This is a genomic window from Pseudorhodobacter antarcticus, assembly GCF_900110135.1.
Classification (GTDB): domain Bacteria; phylum Pseudomonadota; class Alphaproteobacteria; order Rhodobacterales; family Rhodobacteraceae; genus Pseudorhodobacter; species Pseudorhodobacter antarcticus.
Window position 1 is genome coordinate 1 of the sequence record NZ_FOCO01000063.1, and the last position, 13161, is coordinate 13161.

At 57.9% G+C, this 13161-nt stretch carries 11 protein-coding genes and 1 pseudogene; 8 read left to right on the forward strand and 4 right to left on the reverse strand.

Translation table 11 applies throughout. The features are described 5' to 3' along the window. The first annotated feature begins 79 nt into the window (after positions 1-79). Positions 80-751 (forward strand): tripartite tricarboxylate transporter TctB family protein, encoded by a 672-nt coding sequence (locus BMY36_RS17730; protein ID WP_050520993.1) that lies wholly within the window; start codon positions 80-82, stop codon positions 749-751. Between the two features lie 8 nt (positions 752-759). Then, positions 760-1848 carry a 4-oxalomesaconate tautomerase gene (locus BMY36_RS17735; RefSeq protein ID WP_050520996.1) on the forward strand — a complete coding sequence of 363 codons (1089 nt, stop codon included), beginning with the start codon at positions 760-762 and terminating at the stop codon, positions 1846-1848. A gap of 36 nt (positions 1849-1884) precedes the next feature. Here the strand turns inward: BMY36_RS17735 and BMY36_RS17740 are convergent, their stop codons facing one another. Beyond that, positions 1885-2940, reverse strand: coding sequence for an AbrB family protein (locus BMY36_RS17740; protein WP_050520992.1), 1056 nt, complete (start codon positions 2938-2940; stop codon positions 1885-1887). Between the two features lie 90 nt (positions 2941-3030). On the opposite strand from BMY36_RS17740, the gene BMY36_RS17745 reads away from it, so the two are divergent. Genes BMY36_RS17745 through BMY36_RS17760 form a run of 4 tightly spaced genes read left to right on the forward strand, consistent with a single transcriptional unit; the run spans position 3031 to position 7265 of the window. Beyond that, the gene (locus tag BMY36_RS17745; RefSeq protein WP_082224942.1) at positions 3031-3711 is read left to right on the forward strand and encodes a GntR family transcriptional regulator; all 681 of its coding nucleotides are present in this window, start codon (positions 3031-3033) and stop codon (positions 3709-3711) included. 2 nt (positions 3712-3713) lie between these two features. Then, a complete protein-coding gene (tcuA, locus tag BMY36_RS17750) occupies positions 3714-5120 on the forward strand; it encodes an FAD-dependent tricarballylate dehydrogenase TcuA (RefSeq protein ID WP_050520991.1) in 1407 nt (468 codons plus the stop codon). Then, positions 5110-6180 (forward strand): tricarballylate utilization 4Fe-4S protein TcuB, encoded by a 1071-nt coding sequence (gene tcuB / locus BMY36_RS17755; RefSeq protein WP_050520990.1) that lies wholly within the window; start codon positions 5110-5112, stop codon positions 6178-6180. The genes tcuA and tcuB overlap by 11 nt, the downstream gene beginning before the upstream one ends. After that, positions 6177-7265: an isocitrate/isopropylmalate dehydrogenase family protein gene (locus BMY36_RS17760; RefSeq protein ID WP_050520989.1), complete on the forward strand. Its 1089-nt coding sequence runs from the start codon at positions 6177-6179 to the stop codon at positions 7263-7265. The genes tcuB and BMY36_RS17760 overlap by 4 nt, the downstream gene beginning before the upstream one ends. 695 nt (positions 7266-7960) lie before the next feature. On the opposite strand, the gene BMY36_RS17765 is transcribed toward BMY36_RS17760, so the two are convergent. After that, the gene (locus BMY36_RS17765) at positions 7961-9829 is read right to left on the reverse strand and encodes a dihydroxy-acid dehydratase domain-containing protein (protein ID WP_050520988.1); all 1869 of its coding nucleotides are present in this window, start codon (positions 9827-9829) and stop codon (positions 7961-7963) included. Between the two features lie 459 nt (positions 9830-10288). Here BMY36_RS17765 and BMY36_RS17770 point away from each other — a divergent pair, with 459 nt between their 5' ends. Further along, on the forward strand, positions 10289-11152 hold the full coding sequence (locus tag BMY36_RS17770) for a DUF6671 family protein (RefSeq protein ID WP_050520987.1): 864 nt from the start codon (positions 10289-10291) through the stop codon (positions 11150-11152). Positions 11153-11788: 636 nt separating this feature from the next. Here BMY36_RS17770 and BMY36_RS17775 read toward each other — a convergent pair. Continuing rightward, positions 11789-12364, reverse strand: coding sequence for a thioredoxin domain-containing protein (locus BMY36_RS17775; RefSeq protein ID WP_050520986.1), 576 nt, complete (start codon positions 12362-12364; stop codon positions 11789-11791). Continuing rightward, a complete protein-coding gene (locus BMY36_RS17780; RefSeq protein ID WP_050520985.1) occupies positions 12361-12582 on the reverse strand; it encodes a hypothetical protein in 222 nt (73 codons plus the stop codon). Before BMY36_RS17780 ends, BMY36_RS17775 begins: the two co-directional genes overlap by 4 nt. Before the next feature lie 365 nt (positions 12583-12947). Between BMY36_RS17780 and BMY36_RS17785 the strand changes: the two are divergent. Next, a pseudogene (locus BMY36_RS17785) lies at positions 12948-13161 on the forward strand (IS110 family transposase); the annotation flags it as partial.

A 13161-nucleotide genomic window follows, 5' to 3' on the forward strand; every position in this document is an offset into this window, starting at 1 on the left:
CCACTCTCGGCACGCCCATTACAGAAGTCGTGGGATAAGTCTGTCCGGGGATAGGGGAACCCTCACCGTCAGACCATTTGTGCAACAGAGCCCACCACAGGCCGAAACCTTTTTCTATCAAGCGTTGCAGTTCAATGGCTGGGGTTTTCTGATCCGTCCGGGCGTGTTGATCATCGGCGCTATGACCTTGTTGTCGATCTATTTCGGTCTGAAGAACCGCATTGATGATGCTGGGGCAGAAGGCGAAACCGTCGTCACTTCGCACGCCAGCCGCAACATTCAGATCATTTTTGCAGTGGCGGCCATGGCGTTCTTTGCGGTGGCGATCTGGGATGCCATTGGGCAAAGCACTTTGGGGGGCGTGTTTCCCTTGGGTGTTGGCGTGATTGGTGTGGTGTTTGGTGCCATTTTGTTGGTGCATCTGTGGCGCGGCCATTCCGACCATCCGGCGTTTTACGATTATGAAATCGTTGGCGACCATGTTGGCAAAGAAGGCAACGGCTGGTTCTGGACAGGCCCGGCATGGCTTGGCGGTTTGGTGGTCGGCACGGCGCTGGTTGGCTTTTACATCGCGATGATCGCGTTTTTCTTTGCCTTTTTGCGGATCCGGGCCGAGGCGACATGGCTGCGCACGATAATCATGACCGCATCTGCGGCCGGGTTTATCCTTGGGCTGGCCTATATGCTGTCCCTCAACTTCCCGTCGGGTTGGCTGCAAAATGCTTATGACCTGCCGTGGCCGATCCGTTGAAAGGGGCTGTGATGCAAACCGCAATTCCCTTTCACTTTTTCCGGGGCGGCACCTCGCGCGGGCCATACTTTAACCGCGCGGATTTGCCAGAGGATCGCGATGCTTTGGCGCAAGTGCTTTTGTCTGTGCTGGGCTCTGGGGATGCGTTGAACATTGACGGGCTGGGGGGCGGGGCGGCGGTGACAACCAAGGTCGCCATGCTGTCACGCTCCGACGATCCCGATGCTGATGTGGATTACTTCTTTGCCCAAGTGTCGGTTTTGGATCGCACCGTCGATTTCAAGCCAACCTGTGGCAACATCTTGTCGGCGGTTGGCCCTGCGGCGGTTGAAATGGGGTTGGTGAGGCCCGTGGGCGATGTGACCCGCATCCGCGTGCTGTCCACCAACACCGGCGCGCGGATTGAAGCGATTGTGCAAACCCCTGATCGCACTGTAAAATATGATGGTGACGCCGCGATTGACGGCGTTCCTGGCACAGCCGCGCCGATCTATCTGAATTTCATGGATGTGGTCGGGTCGACTTGCGGGTCGCTGTTGCCCACCGGAAATCTGCGCGATGTGATTGATGGGGTTGAGGTGACGTGCATGGATGTTGCCATGCCCATGGTCATTGCGCGCGCGGCTGATTTTGGGCTGACAGGGTATGAAACCGCCGAGGAATTGGATGCAAACCGCGCCTTTTACGCGCGGATGGAGCCTATTCGCATTGAGGCGGGCAAACGCATGGGGATGGGGGATGTCTCCGGCTCTGTCACCCCGAAATTTGGCCTTTTGGCACCAGCGCGGCAGGGCGGCACCGTCACGGCGCGGTATTTCATGCCAAAAAGCTGTCACCCCACAATGGCCGTCACAGGCTCGCAATGTCTTGCGTCTTGCGTGCTGACCCCCGGAACGGTGGCGATAGGTTTGTTCACGCCACCCAGCGGCATGCCAGCGGTCGTGATCATTGAACACCCATCGGGCACCATTGATGTGACGGTGGATTACGAAAATGGCGCGGATGGTTTTGTGTTGCGATCGGCAGGTTTGCTGCGCACCGCCAGACTGCTCGCGCGCGGAGAGGTGTTTGTCCCCAAAACCGTTTGGCAGGGGTGATACCAATCGCTTGCCACACCCAAAGGGCCGCTTGCGTTATGCTGGCGGCCCTTTTTTGGCCGCCCCAAAATACCGCGCAGCAAGGGGCGCGCCCGTGATCACCAGAATAATGCGCGCCAAATGATGGGTTATCACAAATCCCAGATCGGCCCCTGCAACAATGGCCAACACCGTCACTTCCGCCTGCCCTCCTGGGGCATAGGCCAAGAACGCTTCGACAGCAGGCGCAAAACCAGCCAGAATGACGATCTCGGCAAAAACGGTGGCCAGCAGGGCCAACAGCACCACAAAGGCCACGCCCGACACCACCACTTGGCGCAATTCGCGCAAGGTGACCCCAACGTAATAAATGCCAATCGCCATGCCGATGAAATATTGCGCGGTCAAGATCGCCTCGGCCGGGGGGCGCATATGGATCCACCCCATCAGGGAAAAAATCGCCGCCACGATCATCGGTCCAAGGATGGATGCGCCAAACAGGCCCACACGCTCGCCCCCCTTCCAACCAATCAGGGCGGCAAGCGCCATCAACGCCAATTCATGCAGCGGAATGGTCGATGCGGGCGCGCCGATTGGGTTGCTCAGGGATACACCATATAACTTGACCAACAAGATCGGCGCGATGGTCACGACGATCAGCACGCGCGTCGCATGGACCAGCGACAAAATACGCACATTGCCGCCCGCCTCGGCCCCGAAAATCACCATATCTTGCAACCCGCCGGGCATCGCGGCGTAAAACGCTGTCACCGGATCGAATTTGCAGACACGGGTAAAGAACGGCACGCCAATCGCTGCAATCAGCGCGATATAGATCGGGATAAGCGCCAGCGATGCCGCCATAAGGGGCAACTGGTGCAGCAGGGCAGGTGTGATCGACGCCCCAACGGCCACACCCAAAATGGTGCGCGCCGCCACGGAAATTTGGCCAACCCCCTTCAGGCGCACCCCTGCAAGGGCGGCAATCAAACACGCCGCCATTGGGCCAAACAAAAACGGCAGCGGCAGGCCCAAAAAGGCAAACACCAACACCCCCACTGCCGCAGTGCCAAGGGTCAAGAAACGGGCGCGCAGGTCTTTCAGGCGGGGCATAGATCTGTCCTTTTCGCAGGTCAAAGTAGACTTGACGTATATTGTATCCAACTGTATACATCTGGAGACATAAAGCAAGTTGGAGTTTTCATGGCCAATGCCGAGCCGCCGATGGATGATGATGGCCCGCAATCAAACGGGGCGTATCGCCAAATTCTGGCCGACATTCGTGCAGGCGTGCTTTTGCCCGGTGCGCGGCTGCGCGAAACCGAACTTGCCGACCGTTTTGGCATCAGCCGAACCCCTGTGCGCGAGGCGATGCGCCAGCTGGAGGCGGATGGCCTTGTCGTCCATATACCCCGCCAAGGTGCCACAATCCGGGTCTTGGATTACAGCGAAGTGATGGAGCTTTATGAGATGCGCGCCGTGCTGGAAGGCACCGCCGCCCGCCTTGCCGCCCGCGCCGCATCCGACATGGAGCTGGACGAGCTGACCGCGCTGAACGACGAAATGGCCAGCGCCCCGAACACCGCCGCCGCGTATGAATTGAACCGACAGTTTCACCTGACATTGCTGGACGCGGCCAAGAACCGCTATTTGGTAAAATCCGTCAACGCGCTGCAAAAAACCCTTTTAATCCTTGGCCCGACCACCTTGATCGAACCCGTGCGCGCGACCGAGGCTGTGGCCGAACATATGGCCATTATCGCAGCCCTGCGGGACCGCGATGGCCCCCAAGCCGAAACTGCAATGCGCACCCATATCGAAGCCGCCCACCGCGTGCGCCTGCGCGCTTTGCGGGGCCGGGAACGCCCAACCGAAGGAATATAAGCATGCGGCAAGGCAAACCCGTTCATTTTGACCAGCTGTGGGATATTGTCGTGGTTGGCGGTGGCAATGCGGCGCTGTGTGCCGCGATCACCGCAGCCGAGGCCGGGGCGAAAGTGCTGATCCTCGAATCTGCGCCCAAAACCTATCGCGGTGGCAACAGCCGCCACACCCGCAATTTTCGCTGTATGCACCAAGGCCCGCTGTCGGTGTTGACGGGCAGCTATGGCGAGGATGAATATTTCGATGATCTGCTGCGCGTGACCAAAGGCAAAACGGATGAACCGATGGCCCGCATGGCGATCCGCCAATCCGAGGAATGTTTGCCATGGATGGAGGCGCATGGCGTGCGGTTTCAGCCGTCCTTGTCGGGCACCTTGTCGCTTAGTCGGACCAACGCGTTTTTTCTGGGCGGCGGCAAGGCCTTGGTGAACGCCTATTACAACACCGCCGCCGATCTGGGGGTGGCTGTCGCCTATGACGCGGAGGTGACGCATGTGCATATTGAAGGCGACACCTTTACCCATGTGGACGTGCGCATTGGCGGCCAAATGCAGCAAATCCAAGGGCGCGCGATTGTGCTGGCGTCGGGCGGGTTCCAATCCGATCTGGAATGGCTGACCCGCGCTTGGGGGCCTGCTGCGGCGAACTTTCTGATCCGCGGTACGCCCTATAATCGGGGTGTGGTGCTGCGCGACATGTTGGACCAAGGGGCCGAAAGCGTGGGTGACCCAACCCAATGTCACGCCGTGGCCATTGACGGGCGCGCGCCGAAATTTGATGGCGGCATCGTGACACGGCTGGATTGCGTGCCGTTTTCCATCGTCGTCAATCGCGACGGCGACCGGTTTTATGACGAGGGCGAGGATGTCTGGCCCAAACGCTATGCGATTTGGGGGCGCCTTGTCGCGGCACAGCCCGATCAGGTCGGCTATGCGATCATTGACGCCAAGTCGATTGACCTGTTCATGCCATCGGTTTTCCCGCCGATCAAAGCCGACACGATTGAAGATTTGGGCGCGCAAATGGGCCTTGATGGGGCCAAACTTGCGCAAACGGTGGGGGCGTTCAACTCCGCCTGCCAGCCCGGCACGTTCCACCCGACCGAGTTGGATGGGGTGGCGACCGATGGTGTGACCCCGGCCAAAACCAACTGGGCGCGGCCCATCAACCAGCCACCATACTATGGTTATCAACTGCGCCCCGGTGTGACCTTCACCTATCTGGGGCTTAAAATATCCGACCGCGCACAGGTCCACACCGAACGTGGGCCGCTGGTGAATGTGTTTGCGGCGGGTGAAATTATGGCCGGGTCCATCCTTGGCCAAGGGTATTTGGCGGGCTTTGGTATGACCATCGGAACCGTTTTTGGACGCATCGCAGGCGCGGAGGCCGCAAAATATGTCAACTGATCTTATCGCCGAAGCACGTCGCCAGACCGAGATTTGCAACGCTTGCCGCTATTGCGAAGGCTTTTGTTCGGTCTTCCCGGCGCTGACCCGTCAAAAGGCCTTTGCCGATGGCGACATCAGCCATCTGGCCAATCTGTGCCACAACTGTCGGGGCTGCTACTATTCCTGCCAATACACCGAACCGCATGAATTTGCACTGAACTTTCCTGCCGCCTTGGCCGAAGTGCGCCAAGACAGCTGGGAACGTCTGGCGTGGCCACAACCGCTTGCGCGCCGTTTCCATGACAGCGGTGTGGCCTTGGGTGTGGTGGCCGCTGCCACATTTGCTTTGGTTTTTGCGCTGCTTCAGATGATGAAACCCACCAGCGGAGAGGGGTTCTACGCCTATTTTTCCCACAACGCGATGGTCGCGCTGTTTGCTCCGGCGTTTTTGCTGCCTTTGGCGGCGGTCGCAATCAGCCTGCGCCGCTATTGGGCGGAAACGGGCGGCACGCGGCTGCGGTGGCGCAATGTGGTTGGCGGGTTTCGGGCTGCGGCCAATATGAAAAACCTGAACGGCGGGCAGGGGCAGGGCTGTAATTTTGAGGATGAAGACCGCTATACCGACACGCGGCGCTGGCTGCATCAAGCGGTGATGTATGGGTTTTTGCTGTGTTTCGCATCAACATCCAGCGGAACAATCCTGCACTATCTGTTTGATATGCAAGCCCCTTATAGCTTTTTCAGCCTGCCTAAATTGCTGGGCGTTCCGGGCGGGATTTTGTTGACCATCGGCACAGTCGGCCTTGCGTGGTTCAAAACCAAAGCGGACCCAAAGCTGGGCGCGCAGCGGGTTTGGGGCGGCGAAATGGGCTTTATCGTGTTGCTGGGGGCCACGGGTTTCACCGGGTTGGCGCTGTATGCTGCAACCGGTACGGCCTTGGTGCCCGTTATGTTGGCCGTCCACCTTGGTTTCGTCTTGGCGTTCTTTTTGCTGCTACCTTACAGCAAAATGGTTCACGGGTTTTACCGCTTGTCCGCCCTGATGATTGAGGATCAAAAACAAGGAATCTCCAAATGACCCTGAAGCTTGCCCTATTGCCCGGAGATGGAATTGGCCCTGAAATTGCCGCCTCAACCAGAACCGTGCTGGATGCTGCCGATAAGGCCTTTGGTCTTGGGCTAACCTGGCTGGAAGTTGCGATAGGATTTGAGGCGCTGAAAGCTTGCGGCAGCACATTTCCCGACAGCGCATTGGATGCGGTACGCGGTTGTGACGGGCTTATTCTTGGCCCGGTGTCGCACAACACTTACCCACCCCGTGCGGAAGGCGGGCTGAACCCATCGGGGGAGTTGCGCAAACGGCTTGATCTGTTTGCCAATATCCGCCCCGCCCGCAGCCGTGCAGGCATTGCGCCACGCACCGGCGTGCTGATTGATCTGATAGTGGTGCGCGAAAATACTGAAGGATTTTACGCTGACCGCAACATGTTTCAAGGATCGGGCGAGGTGATGCCAACCGAAGATGTGGCGCTGGCGTTTCGCAAGATCACCCGCAGCGCCAGTCTGAATATCGCCCATGCCGCCTTTGCCGAGGCTGAGGCGCGGCGCATCGCTGGCACGGGGCCGGGCAAGGTTACAGCCGTGCATAAGGCCAATGTGATGCGTGTCTCGGACGGGTTGTTTCTGGATTGCGTGCGCAGCGTGGCCAAAGAGCATCCGCAGATTGCCTATGACGAGCGGCTGGTTGATGCGATGTGCGCCCATTTGGTCCGCAATCCGGCAGAATTTGATGTGATCTGCACCACGAATATGTTCGGCGATATCCTGTCTGATCTGGCCTCTGAAATTGCGGGTAGCCTTGGGCTGGCGGCCTCGTTGAATGCGGGGGATGACTATGCGATGGCGCAGGCGCAGCATGGGTCTGCTCCCGATATCGCTGGGCAAGACAAGGCGAACCCTTCATCGCTGATCGGCTCGGCTGCGATGCTTTTGGATTGGTTGGGGGCAAAGCGCGGTGATGCCACATTGCGTGCGGCGGGTAAGGCAGTGGATGCCGCGTTGGAAACGGTTTTGATGCAACCCGACATGCGGACAGGCGATTTGGGCGGAAAGCTCGGTACCCGCGCATTTGGTGCGGCGGTCGCTGCGGCCGTCAAGGCATGAGCCAAAGTGTTTGCCACGAAGCGACTTAGCGGGCACCCCCTCTAGGTCAGTTTAGATTTACGCAGGACTGACCTATTTGTGCTGCAAAGTTGCCCCGTGAACAACGACCCGTTCTAGAACCTTGACGATGACTGCTGGCATGTCTGGCGCGTTGTTACAATCAAGCAGAATCCGCGCCAACGTTCGTCGCGAGAGCGTCAGCGTAACAGCAAAGGCAGTTTTTCTATCCAGCATCCAATACATGCGTAAAAGTTAGAAAAGTTTGCGACACCATTCACGAATGAGGGGAATATCGCCCAGATACGACGTAAAAACCCCTTGATTATATAGGGGTTTTGATTTTCGTTCAATTCAGACAATACAACGCAATCCTGGTAGGCAACGGCGGTTGCGCCCTCCCGTAAGCAAATTCTTCCGTAATATCAAAGACTTACGCAGCGCCCTACGGGGCGCTTTTGCGTTGCGAAATCACTTGGAAGCACTGCGGAAGCAAGAGGGTGCGAAGTCATTGGTAGCAAAGCGAAAAACAACAGCTACTCATATAGCTTTTCATGCGTAAGCGGAGCGTCAAGTTTTACGATCTGGAAGGATATGCCGTGATCATCGACTAACAAATTTGTAACTGCTGCAGTCTTCGCCGTGCCCTTTGGCACGACGATAGTTCTGATCAGGCATTTGTATCAAATCCGGCTGCCTCAAACCCCCTTGTCCGTTCCGGGTCGGAACTTATTGTGCGGAGTGAACCCTGAGGGTGTTGCCTCGCGCGGGTTGCGGACCCAGACGGTTCGGTTGGGGTGCAGGCCCGCGCCGCGCCGTGCGGGGACCGCCATGTGCCGCGCGCGTTGCAACAGTCGCGTGTCGGCAAGGCCAGCGCTTGGGTGGAAACCACCATTGTCTGCGACCTGCTGGTCCCATATGGCTTTGCGGGCGGTAAGAATTACTAGATCGCCGAGGGCTGTGCAGTTGATCTCGCTGGTGTTTAGGTCAACCAAAATCTCGTCGCCATTTTCAACAAACGCGATCGGCCCGCCAAGTGCTGCCTCTGGCCCCACATGGCCGATCACAAGGCCGATCGAGCCGCCAGAAAATCGGGCGTCAGTCATCAGGGCGATGACGATTCCACGCTCGCGGCACAGGGTGGTGATGCGCGCGGTGGGGTCGAGCATTTCAGGCATCCCAGGCGCGCCACTTGGGCCCTCATAGCGCACGATGATCATGTCTTTGTCTTCAAACGCCTCGGGCGTCTGGTCGAGCATATCCAGAAGCGCCTGCTGGCCATCGAATACGCGCGCTTTGCCGCGGAACAGGTTGTTTTCCAGCCCGCCCTCTACACCTGCAAGCTTCAGAATGGCCGAGAATTCGGGCGACAGGTTCCCTCCAAGCATACGCAAACCGCCGGTTTGCTTGTAGGGTGCCTTGACGGGGTAGATCACCTCACCATCGGCAGATTTGGCGTCAAGGCGCACCACTTGTTCGCTAAGCGTCTCGCCGGTGCAGGTCAGCGTATCGCCGTTCAGCAGACCTGCCTCCAGCAACTCGCGCACGATGACCTGCACGCCGCCCACTTTGTCGATATCAACCATGGAATACTTGCCGTAAGGGCGCGCATTGGTCAGCACGGGAACGACATGCTGCGACAGGTGGTTGAACTCCTCGGGTGTGATGATGTCTTTCCAAAAATCGGCAAAACCAGCGGCGCGGGCGATTTCAGGCGCGTGCAATAGCGCATTGGTGGAGCCTCCGACGGCCATCGCCACAATGGTGGCGTTGCGCAAGCTGTCGCGGCTGACAATGTCACGGGGCTTGAGGTCCGTCTCGATCATCTGGGCTAGAAGTGTGACCAACTCCTCGGGGAACTCCGTCAAGCGGCGCGGATCGTCGGATGGCGGGGCCACCATGTGCAGGGGCTGCATGCCCAACACGCCGATGAACGTCTGCATCGTGTTGTAGGTGAACATACCCCCGCAGCTGCCAAAGCCGGGACAGGCGTGGCAGGCGATGTGGTTGCGGTATTCGGAGTCGGGGTGGCCTGCGGCCTGAAAAGCGCTGACGATATCAAGCTTTTCGCCCGTCTTTGGGTCGGTACCGGGGTGGATCGGACCATCCGACATGATGATGGATGGCAGGTTATGCTCCAGCATGGCGGCAAGCGTGCCGACGGGGGGCTTGTCACAGGCGACCACAGCAATTGTGCCCGCAAGCCCCGTTGCGCTGAAATGCTCGCACAAGGCATCATGCGTCACCTCGCGCCCGATCAGCGAATAGCGCATCTCGGGCGTGCCGTTGCGCATCCCATCCGAGGTGGCAATCGTATATTCCGGCTGCACAAGACGATATTTCAACTGGGCCGGGCCGCTGCCGATGCGGCCCTTGAGCGCTTGGTGGATCGCCTCGACCTTGGCGGCCACGCCAAGATAGCACTGGCTGTCACCCTTGGTGCCTACCACGCCGACTGACGGCATATGGATCAGGGCCGGATCGGTGCCAATCTCGATGGCAAGGCCGATGGTCTGGGTGGATCGACCGGGGTGGGTGTCAATCAAAACGGCATTTGGATTGGTCAAAACAGTCTCTTTTCGGTTGCAGGGTTGGGGCGGTTGCAAAATATCTGAACTAAATGAAACGCGAAAATGACGAAAGTAAAGATGGCCAGATGAAGCGGCAAAATTTGGCGACGTCAGGCGATGAGTCAAGCTTTTTAGGGCGTTGATTTACCTGTAAGAAAAATTTCTGGTAGTCACGTGCTGTTGAGGGAACAAAAAGTGTCCAATTCTTGCGCTTTATCAGGAATGAATTATATCCGGGCGCATGCTGTTCCCACCCGCAGTAAATGTGCCACTCATGCCGGAAGATTAGAGTTTCTGTCGTCACAAATATTTGCAGCGTGATGCCTTTAGACCAAAATTTCGCGTAAGGATGTTTATGTCTCCAACTTATTCCAGCGCGAAGAAGACGATTTGCAATCCCTTGCAGCATCCTTCAGACCGGTTTTTCTATAGGCGGCATATCCGGACGTTCGTCTCATGACAGAACGAAAAAGTATATTTTCAGGGCGACGTGCCGTGCTTGCGACCATGCACGGTAAAGAACAAGCAATCGCGCCGGTGTTCCTGAATGGACTGAATCTGATCGTGGCGCCTGCGAGGGGCGTCGACACGGACGCTCTTGGAACATTTTCCGGCGAGGTTCCACGACGTGGCACGATGCTTGAAACGGCGGTCGCCAAGGCGCGACTCAGCATGGAATGCGCACGGCTTCCGTTTGGCATTGCAAGCGAGGGCAGCTTCGGACCGCACCCGCTGTTCCCGGTCATACCAGCAGGCTTTGAACTGCTGGCATTGGTCGATGATGAGCGGGGCACGACCATCCACGAAAGTCTTGTGATCGAAGACACAAACTTTGCGCATCTGGTGGCAGCACCGAAAGAGCCGATAGCAAAATTTCTGGCTCATGCGGGGTTTCCGTCCCATGGCTTGATCGTGCGCCCGAATGTCGGTGGTACAGAGGCAGCATTTGCCAGAGGAATAGTCGATCTGCCTACCCTACAGTCCGCAATTGCAGCGGCCGCCGCACTTTCAGACGATGGATGCGCGCGCGTTGATACCGATATGCGGGCGCACCTGAACCCTACGCGCATGAAATCCCTAGCCGTCCTCGCGAAACGGCTTTCGGATCGTCTGTTGCGCCTTTGTCCTCTCTGTAAAGCACCTGGGTGGGGACGCGTCAAAGTGATCCGAGGTTTGCCCTGCAAGGTCTGCGACACCGCGACCGAATTGGTCATCTCCGAGGTCTTTGTTTGTGCTGCCTGCGCGCACGAGGAGGAACGGCCCCGTAGCGACGGCCTCACCCACACAGGCCCTGCGAATTGTCCGTGGTGCAATCCTTAGAGTCTGATTCGAAACTAACGCAACAATTTCAAACACATGGCATTTGATGCGCTGCGCAACGTTTGCTGGTCGCCCATCACCCAAACCCAACAAAATCAGATGTTTGGGCCGCCGATCTTGTCTGCCATGATGTCATTTCGATGCTTTGGTTAAACGCAACACATTGATTTTGAGTGATTAGGTTTGGATCAGCCTCTTAGACACCTCGATCATGGGGGCTAAGCTTGTCGAGATATTCGTGATATTGAAAAAGCTGTGATTAGACACCGTCTGGTCTTATACCTGATCTTCACGCCCTCGGCAGATTTGGCGCGCAGGGCACCGGTGTGATCATCGCTAGATATTGCTGCGCGCGACTGGCTGGCAGGACGGATGGCCGAGGCGGGGTGCTGGGGGTGATTGCTACGCTGGAAATTGCGCGAGCGTCGCGTGCGACCGGCGGGCCTGCAATTTCAGTCGTGTCGTTTCAGGATGAATGTGGATGGTTTGACGGAACCACCGTGTCGGCCGTATAGTCATGTCTGCTGACTTTGGCCGAGTCGGATGTCGTGAAGGACTCTGACGGGGTGCGGCTTTCTGAGGCGCGGAGTCTGTTGGGAGATCGTGTTGGCAGCGCTGTGTACCCATCAATCCCGGTTATGGCGAGGGTGCGTTGGTCAGGCCGTTGATGTAGAGTATCATGTTGATGCGGCCGAAGCCCGCGCCATGAAAGATGCCCGCGTGCCGCCCGCCTTGGTCGAAAACATGGACCATGGGCGCGTCCGTCTCGCGCGCAGAGAGCGCGGCAAAGGCTCCGGCGGCGTCCATCACAGTGTCGTCAGTCGGCGTTATAGCGCGCCAGTTCCCGGCATCCCACTCCGGGCCGTGCGCTGAGGCGTCACTCACGGTCAGGAACTCGACCATCTCGCGCATTGGCGTGACATTGACGGCCTCCTGCACCGCCTGCAGCAGCGCTTGCTGATCGGCACAGGGCGCACCGCAGCTTTCTGGCACGAGGCTCAGCACGACGATGCGATCTGACAGGTCCGACAGATTGAGGCTGGCGCCATCCGCCTCTGTCATCGCCAGCGGCGGCAAGCGGAGAATATCCGTTGGCTCGAAGGCTAATTCCTTCTCCGCCATCACTTCTTCGAGTCGTTCGCCAGGATGGTGCGCTGCGACCGGCAGGGCAGTAGAGAGGAGCAGCAGGACGACAAGCGCAGGATTCTTCATCGCGCTGCCTCCGACAGCGTCTCCGCCACACCGAGCACAGGCACGTCCTTGGTCATCGCTCCCGTACGCACAAGCGTCGGGGTTGGCCGAAACCGTGTGCCTTCGTCCAGTTTGTCCGCGAGGGTGCTGCCCCATTTGAAGGGTTTGGTCAGCGTCACCTCCGCCAGCGCGGACACAGGGAATGCGGAGAGGCAAGCCGCGGAAAGAAATAGCTTCATTAGGAACTCTCGCCCTTCTCGATACGCATCGAAGTATCTTCTGGAGGCGCCTAATGCGTCAGGTCACCCTCCCAAAATACGAAATGAATCACCATTCAAATCGTGTCACTAAGATGTAGTCGCAGGCGGTGTTTATCAAGGAGCTGTCCGCCCATTTCATGTGGAGTCTTGTCTTATGAAGGTCCCAGCTTTTGTGCGAAACAAGAGCCACAGACAAGCATTTTGAAATGCTTGTCTGTGGTGGTGGTTGGATCGTTTAGAGCTTGGTCTTTGAGGACCGTATCAGAGTAAGATCAACCACCACCTTCGCCACAGGCCTGAACGGATACAGAGCGGCACGAAGCCCTCTAGGACAAGCATAGGATATGACGAAGATGCCCGATGATACCATTGGTATAGATATTTCCAAAGCCACTTTAGACATTCACCGGCTGAGCGACGGGAAGATGATGTCGTTTAGCAATTGCCCTGCAGGATTTAAGGCGCTTTCCAAGTTCTGCGCACAGACGACGGTAACACGCGTTGTTTATGAAGCAACAGGCGCTTACCACGGTGGGCTGGAGCGCGCCTTGGGTGCGC